Raw genomic sequence first — 16,673 nt, 5'->3', positions numbered from 1 at the left:
TTAGGGGGAGTAAATATGATTAGAGATTATGAACAATATGATATTGATGAAATTGTTAGGATATATACATTAGAATACAAGGCAATGCCAGCAGAAATTGAAGCTTTAAAATCCGCATCTAAAATTTTAGTATATGATGATAATGGAATTCAAGGATTTATTCATTTAGCAATGAGTGGTAGCTATTGTTATGTTGAAATGGGAGCTGCAGCTAATGAGCTAATAAGGCCTGTGGGTTTGAAACTTTGGGAAGAAGCTAAAAAGCTTTTTATAGAGAAATCTATAAATTTTATTCAAGTTTTTCATGTGAAAGATAATCTAAACTGGCAAGAGTTATTTAATGAAATTGGATTTAAATATTGGTATTCTGTATATCGATTTTCATATGAGGGAGATAAATTTAATGAACCTAATATTCATGCAGTAAAATATGAAGATAAGCATTATCAGGATAAAATAAGACTTGAGAGTGAAGCTTTCTCAGTAGTAAGAAGAGAAAATGATATTAAGCCATATAATTGGTATTTAGGTGCAAGTGAAGAGGCAATTGAAAATAATAGAAAGGATACACTTGAGGAAAAAGAATATATTTATCTATTTTTTGAAAGCAATGAGATGGTTGGAGCTTCAATGGTTAAAAATGCTGAAATAGATTTATTATTTGTTAATATCAAATACCAAGGAAAAGGTTATGGTAAAAAGATATTAGAATTTACAGTAAATAGAGGTTTAGAACAAAATAAAGCAGGTGTGAATTTAAATGCATTGGCAAGTAATGAGAAGGCATTGAAGCTATATAAAAACATAGGATTTGAAGTTGTACAAGCGCAGGATTCTAGGAGATTATTTATAAAGTGATATATTTATATGCAGAATAGTATGATCACTTTACCTATGACTGTGATGGCAGAAAAAATTGGGTTTGAAGTATGCAATTGTGTTGAAAAAATTCGAGAAATAAAAGTAAAGCTTCACTAGGGGAGCCATTTTTAGGGGGAAGTTCAGCGGAGTCGGAAATACTAGGATATTATAATAAATGGCAATATCAGGGTCATTCTTTGGAGTATTATTTAAATTAGTTTATAGTGTATTCAGTAATAGGAAGTAAAGGAGTGTTTTTATGACTAATATAGGTATTAAGTTACTTGAGCAATCAGATGAAGAAGAGCTTTTTAAATTTGAACTAGAAAATAGAGCTTTTTTTGAAAGTAAATTTTTATTAAGGCATAGTAGTTACTATAGTTTTGATAATTTCAAAACTATAATAAAGCAGTTAATTGAGGAACAAGGAAAAGATTTGGTATACATGTATTTGATAAAAACTGAGGATGGAGAAATTGTTGGTAGGGTAAATTTAGTATCAATAACAAGAGGAAATTTTAATAAGGCTGAACTAGGCTATAGAATAGCTGAGAGACATCAAGGAAAAGGATATACAACAAATGCGGTAAGATTGGTTTTAGATGAAGCCGCCAATACGCATAAGCTTCATAGAATAGAGGCTGGTACATCACCTGATAACATAGGTTCACAAATTGTTTTAATAAAAAATGGATTTCAATTTACAGGTCGATACAATCAGTATATTTACCAAAATGGAAAATGGATTGATGGAATAAATTTCGAGAAAATACTTAATTAAACTTTACGTAGGCTAGACTAATGTTAAAGACACTACAAAAGAAAATGAATTTAGTGAGTATGATTTAGAGGGTAAAGAGGTAAAAGCATTGCGACTTCCTATAGCAAAATTCTTCTATTCGTTGTGCATATTTCATAACCTTAGATAGAAGCTATCTAAGGTTATGAAATATCAGGAATACGTGGACGCTATAAGACATGGCAATATCGGAACTGTTCATTAGTCTTAATGAAAACAAGATTTTGTGTAACATATAATTTTGTGTAATAGAAAAAATAAGGAGAATTTACTATGGAGAATGATGTTATATCAATAAGAGCTATACAAAAAAATGATATTATAAAAATTGTAACTGCTTTTAATGAACTGGTTGGATGTGAAGGAATATTTGAGAAGTATATTAATCACTGTTTCAAGCAAAACGAAACAAAAGAGAGAGTAACATTTATAGCATTTATTGATAATGAGATAGCTGGATATGTAAATATCCTTTATAAATCATCTTATCTGCATTTTCTGGAGAAGAACATTCCAGAAATAAATGATTTGGTGGTGATATCAAAATATAGAAGGAAAGGCATAGGTAAAATGCTAATAGATAAATGTGAAAAATTTGCTTCAAATAAGTACGATTACATAGGTCTTGGTGTTGGGGTATACAAAGATTATGGAAGTGCACAGAGATTATATACGAAAAATGGATATGTTCTTGATGGAAACGGACTTGTATATAATAATGCTGAGGTAAAACCAGGAAGAGATGTTTTAGTTGATGATGATTTGCTATTGTATCTGTATAAAAAAATTAGATAGTTTCATAAGGTAAGTCGCATTTTTTATTTTATGGGGAATATTATGGGATAAAAGAACCGCCATATCTTATAACAGTGAATTTGTGCAAAGGTGTACTAGGCACATTCTTAGGACATTGTGTACCATATCCTTTTACTGGGAGCAGGGGCTATCTTTCAGTTCTAGTTCAAGGACGCTGCAAATACTAGTCGTTATCTGAAAGTGTAATTTTAGAGTAAAGATTTTAACATGATGAGAGGAGAAAAATTGAATTGAACTTAACATTTCAAGATTATTACTATAAGTACTTAGGCATAGATAAAGGTGAACTTGAAATTAATAAAAGGATATTTAGCTCTAATCAAAGAAATAAACCTTTAAATGGTCAATTTGTACAATACTTGATATCAACACATATAGATGGAAAACTAATTTTTTCAGTAGCACCTCAATATTATGATGACTTATTTGTTCTTATTAAAGAACAAGCTATTGGAAATGTAGATGAGATTATTGAAATACTTAATACTTTTTTTAGTAATAAATTAGGGGATTTTAGTTTGACAAAGATGTATAGATTGATTCCTAATGAAAATTATGATATATACAATTCATTGAATTCATCTGCAATAAAGTTAACAAAGGAAATTTTCATGGATAATTTAGAAAATATAGATGAAGCAGAGAAAGTGGAAATCTGGGAAAGAAAAAAAGATGAGATTATAGAAGGCAGAAAATTTGTTGTACTTAAGGATAAGAAAATCGTGTCTGCATGTAAAATTTCTGATATAGATTTTAGTGGAGGAAATATTGCCGTATGGACTGACTTGAATTATAGAAATAAAGGTTTTGGGAAACAGGTTGTAGCTGAGGCAGTTAAATGGTGCATAAATAATAACATTCTCCCTGTATATTGGGTGGATTCTGAAAATACTGCTTCAATTAGTTTATCTAATAGCTTAGGATTTGAAATTAGATCTGAAGAAATCGTTGTCTCGATAACATTATAGATATTGAGATATTTATTGAAGGTATGTTGCATAACTAGATAACAATGTACTCGTGCAAAGATGCACTAGGGCATAATCTTAGGTAATGTGCACCGCATATCTTCATCGGGAGCGAAGCTCCACCAATGGGACTAACTATATGGTCTGACTCAAGGATATTATAAATACTAGAATGTTAATTGAAATTATATTGAAAGTGAGTTTGGATTTGAAAAAATTAAGTAAGGAATTAGCCTGATGATAGTTGTAAAATACACAATTTAAAAAACTAGCGGAGGAGAGCTTGTATATGGAAAGGTTATTATTAGTAGATGGACATAATCTACTGTTTCAAATGTTTTATGGAATGCCTGCAAAAATACTGGGTAAAGATAACAAGCCTATTCATGCAATAGTAGGCTTCCTTGGGGCATTATTAAAAATAATAAAAAATATTGAGCCATCCAATATTGTTGTTATTTTTGATGGAGAAAGTGGTAGCAATCGTGCAGAAATTAATCCAGAATATAAAGCTAATAGAACGGACTATACTGATATTGAAGAAATTGATAATCCTTTTTCACAGTTAGAAGATATAATGAAATCTCTAGAATACATAAATATAAGGTATTTTGAAACAGTCAATGGTTTTGAGGCAGATGATGTTATTGCAAGTTATGTAAAAACTTATAGAGAAAAAATGAAGATATTTATTGTTTCAAATGATACTGATTTTTTACAACTTATTGATAAGAATGTATCATTATATGTTTATCGTGGTAAAAATACAGTCATATATGATGAAGAAAAAGTATTTGAACGGTATGGAGTTAAATCAGCTATGTTTGCAGATTACAAGGCTCTTGTTGGTGATAAGTCCGATAATTTAAAAGGTGTTCCCAAAGTTGGACCTAAAACAGCAACAAAGCTAATTAACGAGTATGGTGGTGTGCATAGTATTCTAGAAAACTTAACAAATATACAACTGCCATCAATAAAAGCAACACTTAATGAAAACATCGCAAGAGTTAAAGTCGATTTAGATTTGATTAAATTAACTGGAAATGCTCCTTTACCTTTTTTAATTGATGATACTATATATAACTATAATAATGAAAAGTCTGCAACTATGAAAATTCTTAAAGATACTGGTATTGTTTAGCAAAACTAGTATAAGAAATATAATAAAGGATTCATATGTACACTTTTTTACACAAGAAGAGTTAAATAAATATTTTTTAGATTTTGAATTAATATGCTGCTGTGAAGGATTAGAATATGATTCTAATGATGGAGATCCACATTATCATGGTATTATAGAATTCATGGCCCGCAAGAAAAGTGACATCTAAATATCAGAGCAGAACTTTGGGGAGAATAAATTTTTATTTGTTTTAGTTAAACATTAGTTGAAATATGTGAAGTAACGAGTATTTATCACGATTAGATAAATCGGAACTTGAAGGAGGGCATCAGAATGAAGTTGCTATATAAAGATCCAGGATATAAATATTCTGTGGAATCAATTTCAGAGTTTATAAAACAGGATGAGTTTTGGAGTGAACCAATTTTTCATTTCTTTCCCGAATTGCTAAAATTCAAAGGTTCCTTTGATAAGAGTAGTGATAATAAGGATATTGTTAAAGAGATATCAGGAACAGTTTTTGAATTGTATAGGTCAAGAGAAAAAGAAATACAAAGTAAAGTTATATCATATCAAGAAAATTGGAATCGTTACGAAAGATTAATTAATGAGCGTTTCTCTTCAATATTTCAATTTGATACGAGTGATATTTTCAATGATCTAGTATGTAATATAACATTGAATCCAATAAGTCCTAGATACTTAAGAGAGCATGTTTTTGATGTGTTCTACATGAATAGTGATGAAGGTTCTATGGGTTCTGCATTACATGAGATTGTTCATTATCTATGGTTTTATCTATGGAATAAAAAGTATAAGGATTCATATGAACAATATGAAGCTCCTAGTCTAATTTGGATTTTAAGTGAAGCAGTAGTGGAACAGATTCTAAGTGATGAAGAGTTTAATAAAATTAACCCTTACCATGAAAGCGGAAATGCCTATCCTTACTTTTACAATATGATTGTCACTGGAAGATCACTATATGATTATCTAAATGAAATATATAAAAATAATTTCATGGATAAATTTATGGATGAGAGCTATCAATTTATAGTTGAAAATGAAAAAGAAATAAGAAGCCAAATGTTATAAAATAAATTTATAGTGTTAGGTCATCACTTAATACAGCGCAATTGTTTCTGCTAGTAGGACAAGTTTTAGAGCGGGAATAGACGATAAATATTGAGGAGACGTGTCGTCTATTCAAAATATTAGAGTAGGGATGGTACGTTCATATGCTAACTTGATAGGGATAAACTATATTGCCTTTTTATTTCTTATATGTAAGACTTTGAGAACTTTATATAAGACGGAGGATAATTTATGAAAGATTTATTTTTAATTGAGCCTAATAAAGAATATCAAAAGAGCTTTGAAAATTATGTTCTAGCATACAGAAAAATAAATGATGAACATTATTTTAATATATATAAAAGAGCATTAGAAAATTTCCAAGATTATTTAAAGGACTTGCCTCAAGGAGAGGTTATAACCTCAACATTTTGGTTAATTGATAAAAAAGAAGTTGTAGGAGTAGTAAGAATTAGACATCAAGAGATAGAATGTGCTGGTCATATAGGCTATGATATATCACCAGATTGTAGAAATAGAGGTTATGGTTTTCAAATTTTAAAATTGGCATTGGAAAAGGCTATGAAGATAGGAATAGAAGAGGTAATTTTAACTTGTAATATAGACAATGTAGCCTCAAAGAAAATTATAGAAAAGAACAAGGGGAAATTATTAGGAATTATTTTTGATGAAGAGGAAAATGAATATATGTATAAATTTAGTATTACATTAACCACTAATTAACTTTCTTTTACTTTAGTACATCTAAAGCCTTAAGCCAAGTTTGCCAAGGGTTTTATGATTCTTGAATGATATACTTCAATTTTTTAATTCGAAGAGGTGAGATAGCGTGGTTATTTTAGTATTGTCTTTAATATTAGCAGGTTTATCAATATTAGAGAGGGTTATACATATAAAAAAGAGTAAGGATTGGGATATTATAAGATTATTTATTGGAGTACTAATTATTATCACATTATTTTTAATATCCTATTTTGCAACAGATACTACTAGTGGTCTACTTTATGTTTTTTTTACTATGTGTATTTATCTTTTACTAGCAATAATTAATAGAAAATGTCATCAAAATTGGATTAAGAATTTTTTATCTATAGTAGATATACCTTTATTTGTATACTTATTGCTTAGTATTATTCAGAACATACTTATTGATTTTAAAATTATTATATTGCTTTTATTTTTAATAAAATCAATATTTGCTTATCCATATAAAAATAAAAATAAGCATGACATGAGACAAAATATCTCATTTTTAGTAGGCATTGCAATTGGAATATCGATAATCTTATTTTATTATAAACCATCTGACTTTGGAACTAGAATAATGGTCAAACAAGAAATAGTAGCACAAAAATTTTTAGAAGAAGAATTAGGTTTATATGGATTAGACATTTATGTTGATTATTTTAATAGAAATTTAAGAGGTGAAGATACGATAGTAAGAGCATATAATTCATCCGGAATTTCTGTAATCTTGATATATAGAAACAATGCAATTATAAGCTATAATATAAAAAACTAGCTAAAGAGGATACATCGTTAATCCTAATTGTTATATGACATGGTGATATATTATTGGGTTGTTTTTTTGATGCCATATTGAATAAAAGTAAGATGTTGATAGTTGTAAAATAAATTAGAGCAAAGAAAATTTATATTTGATGAGGTGCAAAAGATGATTAAAGGTGTAGATATACTAGATTTAGAACGTGTAGCAAAATATGCATATCAACTTAATTTAAATCCACAACATAAGTGTAAAGCATTTCCTACTGATTATAATGATATTTTAAGACAATTTAAAAATATGATTAATCATCCTAATGATGAATTATTAATATTAACTGATCATATTAACATTTTAGGTGTATTGGCTTTGCTTGTAGAACCAGAAGAAATGTATTTAGAGGCTATAGGTGGAGTTTTCGCAGAGAATAATTATAAAGCTGTAGCGAAGGAATTTTATGCATATGTCAAAGATAATTTTAAGGGATATCGATTTGATGCAGCCTATCCTAGGGAGAATGAACAGGCAATAGATTTTATGAAAACAATTGGAGCTAAGCTATTAGATTTTGACTATGAATTTAGATTAAGTAAGAATGAATATGAGAGTATGACTGAAATTGGTAATATTATCTTGTTGAATGAAAAATATTATGAAAGTTTTGTTGAGATTCATAATAAGTTTCACCCTGATGTATATTGGACGGGAGAGAGATTGTTAGAGGCTTTAGATAAATTCGATATCTTTATTATTTTAGAGGAGGATAAGGTAGTAGGTTCAATAGTTACTAGCAAGTTTTCGAAAGAGATTTATTTAATGGAAGTAGCAGAGGATAAACAAAATCTTGGCTATGGAACAGCTTTAATCAATAAATCGGTAAAACATGCTTTTAATAATGGAGCTGATGAGTTGATGGTCATGGTAGATAAGAATAATCTAGCTGCACTTCATCTGTATGAAAAGTTGGGATTTAAGAAAACAGATACATGTTTAACTTATTGTATAAAGTTAGAATAATTTATAAATAAATAGAGCATTAATTATTAAATTATTCTCTATTATTGTATCGTGTTAATGAGAATGGGGAAAAAGATTTTACCACTTCTTATAACATTATATTTACGTAAATGTTTATCACATATTCATATAGATTACTGATAGATTCTTAATACATAGATAGAGGAGACAATAGTGAATAATATAAATTTTGAAGATAGAATTATTGTTAAAAGAAATGCCAAATGTATTGCATCACTAGTACGAAAAGGCTATTTACCATTAAATAAAAAGTTTGTTACATATGACTATTATTTCATAAGAGAAAATAAGTATAAGTAGTATGATAAATCAAAGACGAAAATATATAGTTAAAGATAGAAAATATACGAAGAAGGACTATAGGAGCAGACTTAGGGCTGCCGCAAATACTGAGACGTTATAAGGAACAGTGATTTCGGACCTATTTCCGGGAAATGATTTGAAAAGTAAGTTACAATATATATTAGAAAAGTATATTAAAGAAAATTCATACTATATGAGGTGGTATAATGAAGAAACAACTTATTTTAATAGCAGATATGGAAGGGGCAAGTGGAATTTTTGAAAGTAATGTTGAGGCGATATATCATGGTTCAAATCTTTGGAGAAATATGGGCAGGCAATATTTAACTAGCGATGTATTAGCAGTATGCGAAGCAGCAACAGAGTGTGGAATTGATGAGATTTTACTATATGATGGGCATTATGCAGGAGATGCAGAATTTAATGTAATTATTGAACAACTTCCTAATAATGTAAGGATATTTGACACTCCAAATCGATGTTTTGATTGGTGAAGAATTAGAGGTCAAGCTGAATCTAATCCATTTGGATTAATTACAGTAGGACAACATGCTAGAAACGGAGAACCCTGGGCGTATTTTCCACATACTATTCAAACTCCACCAATTAAATCATTATTTGTTAATAAAATGCATATAGCTGAAATTGGACAGGGGACACTAAGTTTTTGTGGCACTAAATATCTTGCCAATATTGGATGTCATGCATCACATAAAGAGGCGAAAGAAATTTCTGAGAATGTTACTTGTATCACAGTAAAGAATAAGGCAACGGGATGGGAACCATCACCAATTGAGACTTATCAGATTATAAAAAGTGGAGTGATGGAAGCTATAAGAACTATAGATAAAAGAGATGTAATTTCAATTGGTGAGCCTTGTGATTTTTATATGGAACTGACAGAAGGTTACTATTTCGCTCCATCGGAAGTATTCCCATGGAAAGGTAACTTTACTGAAACTACGGCTACATGGGAATCACCAGATATTGAAATTGGGCTTGAGTTATTTAATTATGTCAGAGGTTTTATTAAGAAAAAATCAAAATAAAAAGAACACTTGATAAGTAAAGTATAAAATGAATAATTAGGTATATTTGTGAAGCTGGTATAGGAGAAATTTTCCATTTCTTATAACAGGGTATTTGTGTTAGGGTATAGGCTTAGGATGATGTGATGTAGGTAAACTCATAGGAATTAAAAGTATCATATTCAACTAAATACTTTAGGCATAGTGAAATAGACGATGATTCAATTTATCCTGATATTAAAGCTAAGTATATATTTGCAGATTTTATCAATGGTGTAGATCCAGTAATGAGAGAAATATTAAAGTTGAACTAGATGTCTTTCGTGTTGACAGAAATTATACATCATTAAATGCATAATCGGCTGATTTTAGAGATTATTATTGGATACCTGGAGAGGAGGATAGTAAAATTGAAAGAAGAAAAAAGGAAATATTGGAAATCAATAGTGTTATGTAGCTTGTTTTTTATTTACTTTATCATTTGGGGATGTTCTTCAACAAAAGATATTCATCAAATTGGAAGAAATAAGGACCAAGAATTTGACAATGGAAGTGGAATATATCTTTCCAGTATTACTGAAAAGGAGATAATGGATCTTGCTAAACTCTGTAAGGTATGGGGAGTTGTGAAATATTATCATCCTGAGGTTATATCTGGAGAAGTTAATTGGGATTATGAACTTTTTCGTGTTATGCCCTATATCTTAGAAGAAAATTCAGATGTTAATTCAATTCTCTATGAGTGGATTCATTTTTTAGATAGTAAAAATGATTTTGGAGATATAGATCAGCAATACCAATTTTCTGAAGATTCCATTCAGCTCAGTCCATCTATAGGCTGGTGCAAAGACGAGAAATATCTAGGAAAGAATTTGAGTCTTGAATTATCGAGTCTTTTAGATACTAATATCTCAGATCGAGAAAATGCATATGTTAGTTTTAAGGATGATTCACCCTATCCGTTTATGGAAAATGAAAACTCATATCCTAGTATAAAATTTGATGACACTGGCTACAGGCTACTTGGTTTATTTCGTTACTGGAATATTATAGAATATTATTATCCATATAAAGATGTTATTGGAGAAGACTGGGATCAAGTACTTCTGGAATTTATCCCCAAATTTATACATGGATCAGATTATGAATCCTATCTACTGACAATAGCAGAATTGACAACTAGAATACATGATTCTCATGCTTATGTAGTAGATAAAGATGGAGATTACATTTCTAAATATTTCGGAAAGTATAGGATTCCTATAAACTTTATTGAAGTTGACAATCAGATTGTTATAAGTAAAATAATTCATAAATGTGGACTTGAGCTTGGAGATATTGTATTAAAAGTTGGAGATAAAGATATAGATGAAATATTAGAGAATAGAAGAAAATACATATCTCAGTCAAGAGAGGATACTGGAAGCTTGTTTTTTCTTGACTTATTTCGAATTCACGAGAAGAATACTGATGTTACTGTGATTCGAAAGGGAAAGACAATTGATGTAAATGTAAAAGGTAGTCAAAAGGATATTAATGTCCATGTGGATACTAAATCGCAGGAGATGGAAGATGGCAAGATCTACTATATAAATGCTGGGCTATTGAAAAATGGCGAGATTGAAGAAATTATGAAGAAGTGGTGGAATACTAAAGGCTTAATTGTAGATCTTAGAAACTACCCTTCTAACCAAATTGCTTATAAATTAGCAGAATACCTAATGTCAGCTGAAAAAGAGTTTGTTAGGATGTCATTTCCTAATCGTTCAGTACCAGGTGAATTTTATTATTTTGATCCATTTGTGTCAGGGAAACCAAAGGAATCTAACAATGAGATTTTAGATGACGAGGTCTATAAGGGTAAATTAGTGATTCTAATAAATGAACATACTATTAGCCAAGGAGAGACTACAACTATGTCTCTTAGGAATACACCAAACTCAATTGTTCTTGGAAGACCTTCAGCAGGAGCTAATGGTGATGTGCGTCCCTTTACTCTTCCAGGAAATATAAAGTCTACTATAAGTGGATTTGGTGTGTACTATCCAGATAAAAAACCTACTCAAAGAATAGGAATACAACCAGATATTTATATGAATCCTACTATAGAGGGAATCAGGGAAGGTAGAGACGAGTTTATTGAAAGAGCTATCGAAATAATTAAAGAAAGTTTTTAATAAAGTTTTAATAAGACTCATTGTCTATATTATGTGAAGGATTATATAAGAAGAGATCTCATCACTTCTTATAACAGAGGCTTATTGATATGGGAAAGAAATAATATTAGGGGGGGGGTGACATTGATAAGCTATAGAACGGTAGGCGTAATTTTAGTGAAAAAGAGAGATCTAATGATATTTTCTTTTAATTTAGATATATAAAGATATAATTAAAAAATTATATGACATACAGGTGTCATATTTAATATGTTATTATGGAACCTAGATAATAGGTTTTAGTAGCTGAGGATATTGAATTTTGGTTTGGAAAGACTAGATATTTCATATATAGGGATATTGAGCAGAAATAATAATAAAAATCTGTGAAAAAGGAGGGGTATGATGACGGAGAATATTTATTGGATACAGGAATGGGCAAAAGTAAGGCAGGACGAGGTTGTGGGATTGCCTAATAGCTTTGAGGTTCATGATATCTTCTTAAATCATATGTCAAAGGAAGAATTTGATTCTGCATTTCAAGAAGTATGGGATATGTTTACCAATATATATGGTAATATTGCTGAATTTCCAGAAATCTATGGGATGCCTCTGCATAAATTACTGGAGTATAAGTATTCTACTAAAGAGGCGAGGGAGTCAAGAAGTGCGGCATATCGTCCGCTTAGGCTCCTATATTATCTTTTGATTGCTGGAGATTTGCATAGCGGAACTATTATAGTAGATTTAAATAAATTTAAAGCAATAAATAACGTTAGAAATATTCCAATAATTTTTGAAAGACTGAGTGATTATGGTTTTTGCTTTGATGGTTTAAAAAATTATAAAATTGCAAGTGAAAGCATCCATATATTATATCCTGATAATACACAGGTTTTAACTATATTGAAACTAATGGCGGATAAGGCTCATATAACAAACCGAATTAATGATTTTCTTAGTTGTCATTATAAATTGTTTCAAGATGATATGAATACTGTGAATTATGGAAATGATGCAGATATAATTGCTGATAAAATGCATACAAAGCAGGAAAAAGAATTTGTTTATGCCATGGATGCAGTGCTTAGTGAAATGGGTTATTATGCAGGGCCTAGAGAATCAAATGAGGGTCCTGGTTATGCTTACTATAGTAAGGAAAGTGAAGTAAGAAAAAAGGGACCATACCATTACTTAATGTCATCTAATAAAACAAAACTCGTTTTATATCTTCGTATTAGAAATGTATCTAGATGTTTAGATTATTTAAAAGAGTGCCCAGATTCTGTTAAACAAATTTTTTTATGGAGTGACATAGGATGCTCGAATCGTATAAAAGGCACATGCATACATGGACAAGAGTATGCAATAGATGGGAATACCTATTGGAGATGTGGATGTTGCAATGCGTCCTTTTATTTTAGTCCAGCTATAAAAGATATCCAACATTATATAAAATTAGTTAAATTAGGTCTGAAAAAATAGAGTATATATGTGTACACAGAAAATTATACATACCATAGGGGAGATCACAATACCTGAAGCATTTAATTGAAAGATTAGATGCTTTATTTATAATCTATAGAAAGATTCTATTTTAACTTAGACCTTACGTAAAATGAATTTCAAAAAAACTCATACAATTTATTTAGACTTTTATAGAAGTCTTTTTTATTTTGTCGAAATTTGTATTGCAAAAAATAAAGGAATATAGAAAAGCTTGGCGAATTAGTAATATAATATGAAATTTTATGCGTAAAAGTAAAGATAAGAAGTGAGATATGGCTATTTACTAGACAAAATCCAAAGGAATTTATAGCTGAAAGGACAGTACAAAGATTATAAGAGAATGCTAAAATAAAATTAGGAATAAAGAAATATGTATTGATTTACACTCTAGGACATTCTTTTCCAACACATCTATTGGAAGGATATATTGATTTAAGATATATGCAAGAATCATTAGGTTATTCTATTTCAAAGACTATAGAAATATATACTAATGTAACTTAAAAAAGCATATAAACTATTGTAAGTTTGCTTAATATAATTGTTAGAATAGATAGAGAAACTTAATCTAAAGGGTATATTAGACGGCATATGTCGTAAAAACAATAGTTATGTGTAATTAATTAATATGGAGGTATTAAACATGAGTCTAGAAGAGTTAAACCCGACGAAAAGATTTAGTGATAGAGTTCATAATTATGCCAAGTATAGACCAGGGTATTCTAATGAAATAATTGGTTATCTACATGAAGCTGCTGATCTTAATAAAAATTCAATAATAGCTGATATAGGTTCAGGCACAGGAATTTGTACTAAAATGTTTTTGGATAATGGGAATACAGTATATGCTGTAGAACCAAATCCAGAGATGAGGAAAGTAGCAGAATATTTGCTTGAAGACTATGAGAATTTTTATTCTATTGATGGGTCTGCTGAGAGCACTAAGTTACAATCTGAATCAATTGATATTATTACAGTAGCACAAGCATTTCACTGGTTCTCCCTGCAACCTACAAAAGAAGAATTTTTTAGAATACTTAAGCCTAATGGGATGGTTGTTTTACTATGGAATTTCAGAAATAGAAAGTCATATGGATTTATGCATGAATATCTAGAACTTATTAGAAGATATGCAGCAAGCTATACCAACGAGTCAAATGATGATGACATTATGTCACAGTTCTTTGATGATAGAACTATACATACAAAGGTTTTTCCTAATCATCAAAAAGCTGATTTTGAGAGATTAAAAGGAGAATTAGCCTCTTTTTCATATATGCCAAATGAAGAAGATCATCATTTTCAGTCTATGATATCAGAGTTACAAGATTTATTTAACCAATATAGTAGTAATGGAAGTGTAATTTTAGAATATGAAAGCTACCTTTATTACAGTAAATTAAAATAAAGAATAGTATAAGTTGTGAGTATGTGAAAGGAGAACCTTCATCCCCATTTAAGATAATAGTTAGCTAATATTACTTGCCTTACAGGTATGATAATGAAAGTCATAGTCACGATCACATAACATAAGATTTGAAGACATCTCTTCACTGGATCATATCAAGGAAAATTAGCCTACAAACCTAGTGCCAAAGGCAGTACTTCAATTGAACAACTTTTTATTTCTGAAGGTTATGATATGATTGTTTAAGATATACCTGATGATGAGATTATGTCCTACTAGAGTAATTGTGAAATGATGAATAATTTTAAAGAATACCTTTTGAAAAAAGTAAGTTTAAGTAATACACATAACAATGGATTTGAGTTAGTTGTGGTAAAGTTAAACCTCGGAAGATGAGCCATAACACATCTTTTCGCTAAGCAGCTAGGCTAAGAGGCGCTAAAATCCAAAGTGTCAGTAAAGAAATATATTTTTAAGTTAATACATTATAAATTTTAAAAAGTAAGCAAGGAGAAGTATAGATGGAAAGGCAAAAAATATTTGTTATAGGTGATAGTGTATCAATACACTATGGACCATACCTTAGAGAAATGATAAAAGATAAATTTGATTATGATAGAAAAAGAGGTATAGAAGAGGCGTTAACGGATTCAGATAAACCAATTGGAGGTAATGCAGGCGATAGTAGAATGGTTCTAGAGTATTTAATAGAAGAGTATCAAAAAAATGCTAGATATGATATTTTGGTTATCAATTGTGGGTTACATGATATTCGAGTTGATAGATATTCAAATAAGATTCAAGTTGACTTAGAAGAATACAAGTTAAATTTAATCAAGATAATTAAAATATCAAAAATGATGGCAAATAAAATTATATGGATTGGATTGACACCTATCATAGATGCAATTCATAATTTAAGAAAAGAAGGGTTTTTAAGATATAGTAAAGATGTAGATAATTATGATAATGCTGCTAAACAAATAATGAAAGAATACAACATACCATGCATAGACATATATAATTTTACTAAAAATTTAGGTACGGATATTTATTCAGATCATGTTCATTTTAAAGAGGAAGTTAAAAAATTACAAGCAGCATTTATTGCAGGGTATTTAAATTGTATTTAAAAAAGTTTAAAAGATAGAGGAAAGACACTATTAAAACACTTCTGCTAACAAAATGTCCAAGTCTGTTTTGGCAGAAATGGTGTCAAGTATTCGAAGAGCTAAAGCACATGGCTCAACTAACCGAATTAATAGCTTGTCCTCTGAAAATAAGATAGATTTAAGTCAGGAAGAAATATTTAAACTACTGGGAATGATTTCAAGAGAGATAAAAATTATGAAATTAATCTTGATTCAATAATTGAAAATGCATTTAGAGAATTTGGAATATATAATTTTTCAAATTTAGATGCCGCAAAATTTAAACTTAGAATAACTATATCTGATTATAAATAGAATTTAAGACTTTCCCTTTATACTATATGCAATAAATAAAAGATATAGTGTTTGACAAAGCCTGATAGTCCATGCTGAATGGACATGTCCCGGAGGAGGGTTAGAATACAAAGTGATACTTAATTCTTAAATAATAAGGAGGATTGTTATGATGCAAAATATGGGAGGTTTTATAGGTGGGTTTGGTTATTTAAGTATTATTCTAGGTTTTATTAAATCGATATTGGAAATTTTACTTTATACATCACTAATCTTTGTATCATTCAAAGCGCTACAAGCATTGAATATATATATTAATAAAAATCTAAAATAATATATTAAACCATCTATCTATAATTGTGAAGAATCAAAAGCTAACAATTGTCTTGCATTATTTACATTACTGTAAAAGATAGGAGGATGAAAAAATGCAATTTTTAGTGGGGGTTGGATTTTACACAATTTGGTTCACTCCAATCATATTTGTTACTAATCTGATTGGGGCGATAAAAGCTATTAAAGAAGGACGACAGACCGAAAAATATACAGCAGCATGTTGTATTAGTTTAATGCTAATAGTTATTCCAATATATATGATGTTAATGTATGTCTAATAT

15 protein-coding genes and 1 pseudogene are annotated in these 16,673 nt (G+C 29.6%); all 16 read left to right on the top strand.

All coding sequences use genetic code 11. From position 1 onward, the window contains the following. Positions 1–15: 15 nt before the first annotated feature. The 16 genes and pseudogenes from RDK80_RS00560 (at position 16) to RDK80_RS00485 (ending at position 16,670) form a co-directional block, all read left to right on the top strand. Entirely contained in the window at positions 16–858 is an 843-nt protein-coding gene (locus tag RDK80_RS00560) for a GNAT family N-acetyltransferase (RefSeq protein ID WP_308523148.1), read from the top strand. Between the two features lie 262 nt (positions 859–1,120). Next, positions 1,121–1,642, top strand: coding sequence for a GNAT family protein (locus RDK80_RS00555; protein WP_308523147.1), 522 nt, complete (start codon positions 1,121–1,123; stop codon positions 1,640–1,642). A 291-nt stretch (positions 1,643–1,933) separates the two neighbouring features. Then, positions 1,934–2,455: a GNAT family N-acetyltransferase gene (locus tag RDK80_RS00550; RefSeq protein ID WP_308523146.1), complete on the top strand. Its 522-nt coding sequence runs from the start codon at positions 1,934–1,936 to the stop codon at positions 2,453–2,455. Between the two features lie 251 nt (positions 2,456–2,706). Further along, positions 2,707–3,444: a GNAT family N-acetyltransferase gene (locus tag RDK80_RS00545; protein ID WP_308523145.1), complete on the top strand. Its 738-nt coding sequence runs from the start codon at positions 2,707–2,709 to the stop codon at positions 3,442–3,444. A gap of 289 nt (positions 3,445–3,733) precedes the next feature. Further along, positions 3,734–4,585, top strand: a complete 852-nt coding sequence (locus RDK80_RS00540) for a 5'-3' exonuclease H3TH domain-containing protein (protein WP_308523144.1) — start codon at positions 3,734–3,736, stop codon at positions 4,583–4,585. A gap of 315 nt (positions 4,586–4,900) precedes the next feature. Continuing rightward, positions 4,901–5,662: a hypothetical protein gene (locus RDK80_RS00535; RefSeq protein ID WP_308523143.1), complete on the top strand. Its 762-nt coding sequence runs from the start codon at positions 4,901–4,903 to the stop codon at positions 5,660–5,662. A gap of 231 nt (positions 5,663–5,893) precedes the next feature. After that, positions 5,894–6,385 carry a GNAT family N-acetyltransferase gene (locus RDK80_RS00530; RefSeq protein WP_308523142.1) on the top strand — a complete coding sequence of 164 codons (492 nt, stop codon included), beginning with the start codon at positions 5,894–5,896 and terminating at the stop codon, positions 6,383–6,385. Positions 6,386–6,491: 106 nt separating this feature from the next. Further along, the gene (locus tag RDK80_RS00525) at positions 6,492–7,184 is read left to right on the top strand and encodes a hypothetical protein (RefSeq protein ID WP_308523141.1); all 693 of its coding nucleotides are present in this window, start codon (positions 6,492–6,494) and stop codon (positions 7,182–7,184) included. A gap of 153 nt (positions 7,185–7,337) precedes the next feature. Next, a complete protein-coding gene (locus RDK80_RS00520; protein ID WP_308523140.1) occupies positions 7,338–8,186 on the top strand; it encodes a GNAT family N-acetyltransferase in 849 nt (282 codons plus the stop codon). A gap of 174 nt (positions 8,187–8,360) precedes the next feature. Beyond that, complete coding sequence (locus tag RDK80_RS00515; RefSeq protein WP_308523139.1) at positions 8,361–8,507, top strand: hypothetical protein; 147 nt, start codon at positions 8,361–8,363, stop codon at positions 8,505–8,507. A gap of 209 nt (positions 8,508–8,716) precedes the next feature. Beyond that, positions 8,717–9,559 (top strand): annotated as a pseudogene (locus tag RDK80_RS00510) (M55 family metallopeptidase). Positions 9,560–9,948: 389 nt separating this feature from the next. Next, positions 9,949–11,715 carry a S41 family peptidase gene (locus RDK80_RS00505; protein ID WP_308523138.1) on the top strand — a complete coding sequence of 589 codons (1,767 nt, stop codon included), beginning with the start codon at positions 9,949–9,951 and terminating at the stop codon, positions 11,713–11,715. A gap of 384 nt (positions 11,716–12,099) precedes the next feature. Continuing rightward, positions 12,100–13,179, top strand: coding sequence for a hypothetical protein (locus tag RDK80_RS00500; RefSeq protein WP_308523137.1), 1,080 nt, complete (start codon positions 12,100–12,102; stop codon positions 13,177–13,179). A 667-nt stretch (positions 13,180–13,846) separates the two neighbouring features. Then, positions 13,847–14,611, top strand: coding sequence for a methyltransferase domain-containing protein (locus tag RDK80_RS00495; protein ID WP_308523136.1), 765 nt, complete (start codon positions 13,847–13,849; stop codon positions 14,609–14,611). Between the two features lie 521 nt (positions 14,612–15,132). Further along, positions 15,133–15,744 (top strand): SGNH/GDSL hydrolase family protein, encoded by a 612-nt coding sequence (locus RDK80_RS00490; protein WP_308523135.1) that lies wholly within the window; start codon positions 15,133–15,135, stop codon positions 15,742–15,744. A 740-nt stretch (positions 15,745–16,484) separates the two neighbouring features. Continuing rightward, positions 16,485–16,670: a hypothetical protein gene (locus RDK80_RS00485; protein ID WP_216561630.1), complete on the top strand. Its 186-nt coding sequence runs from the start codon at positions 16,485–16,487 to the stop codon at positions 16,668–16,670. Positions 16,671–16,673: the final 3 nt, after the last annotated feature.

This window comes from uncultured Tissierella sp. (assembly GCF_902479755.1).
GTDB lineage: Bacteria > Bacillota > Clostridia > Tissierellales > Tissierellaceae > Tissierella > Tissierella carlieri.
The sequence above is the reverse complement of the archived record's forward strand: the minus strand, read 5'-3'. Positions and strand labels throughout refer to the sequence as shown.

Excerpts from the sequence above, each read along its gene's own strand:
- RDK80_RS00560 (WP_308523148.1), top strand. The coding sequence starts at position 16 with ATGATTAGAGATTATGAACAATATGATATTGATGAAATTGTTAGGATA.
- RDK80_RS00555 (WP_308523147.1), top strand. The coding sequence starts at position 1,121 with ATGACTAATATAGGTATTAAGTTACTTGAGCAATCAGATGAAGAAGAG.
- RDK80_RS00550 (WP_308523146.1), top strand. The coding sequence starts at position 1,934 with ATGGAGAATGATGTTATATCAATAAGAGCTATACAAAAAAATGATATT.
- RDK80_RS00540 (WP_308523144.1), top strand. The coding sequence starts at position 3,734 with ATGGAAAGGTTATTATTAGTAGATGGACATAATCTACTGTTTCAAATG.
- RDK80_RS00535 (WP_308523143.1), top strand. The coding sequence starts at position 4,901 with ATGAAGTTGCTATATAAAGATCCAGGATATAAATATTCTGTGGAATCA.
- RDK80_RS00530 (WP_308523142.1), top strand. The coding sequence starts at position 5,894 with ATGAAAGATTTATTTTTAATTGAGCCTAATAAAGAATATCAAAAGAGC.
- RDK80_RS00520 (WP_308523140.1), top strand. The coding sequence starts at position 7,338 with ATGATTAAAGGTGTAGATATACTAGATTTAGAACGTGTAGCAAAATAT.
- RDK80_RS00500 (WP_308523137.1), top strand. The coding sequence starts at position 12,100 with ATGACGGAGAATATTTATTGGATACAGGAATGGGCAAAAGTAAGGCAG.
- RDK80_RS00495 (WP_308523136.1), top strand. The coding sequence starts at position 13,847 with ATGAGTCTAGAAGAGTTAAACCCGACGAAAAGATTTAGTGATAGAGTT.
- RDK80_RS00490 (WP_308523135.1), top strand. The coding sequence starts at position 15,133 with ATGGAAAGGCAAAAAATATTTGTTATAGGTGATAGTGTATCAATACAC.
- RDK80_RS00485 (WP_216561630.1), top strand. The coding sequence starts at position 16,485 with ATGCAATTTTTAGTGGGGGTTGGATTTTACACAATTTGGTTCACTCCA.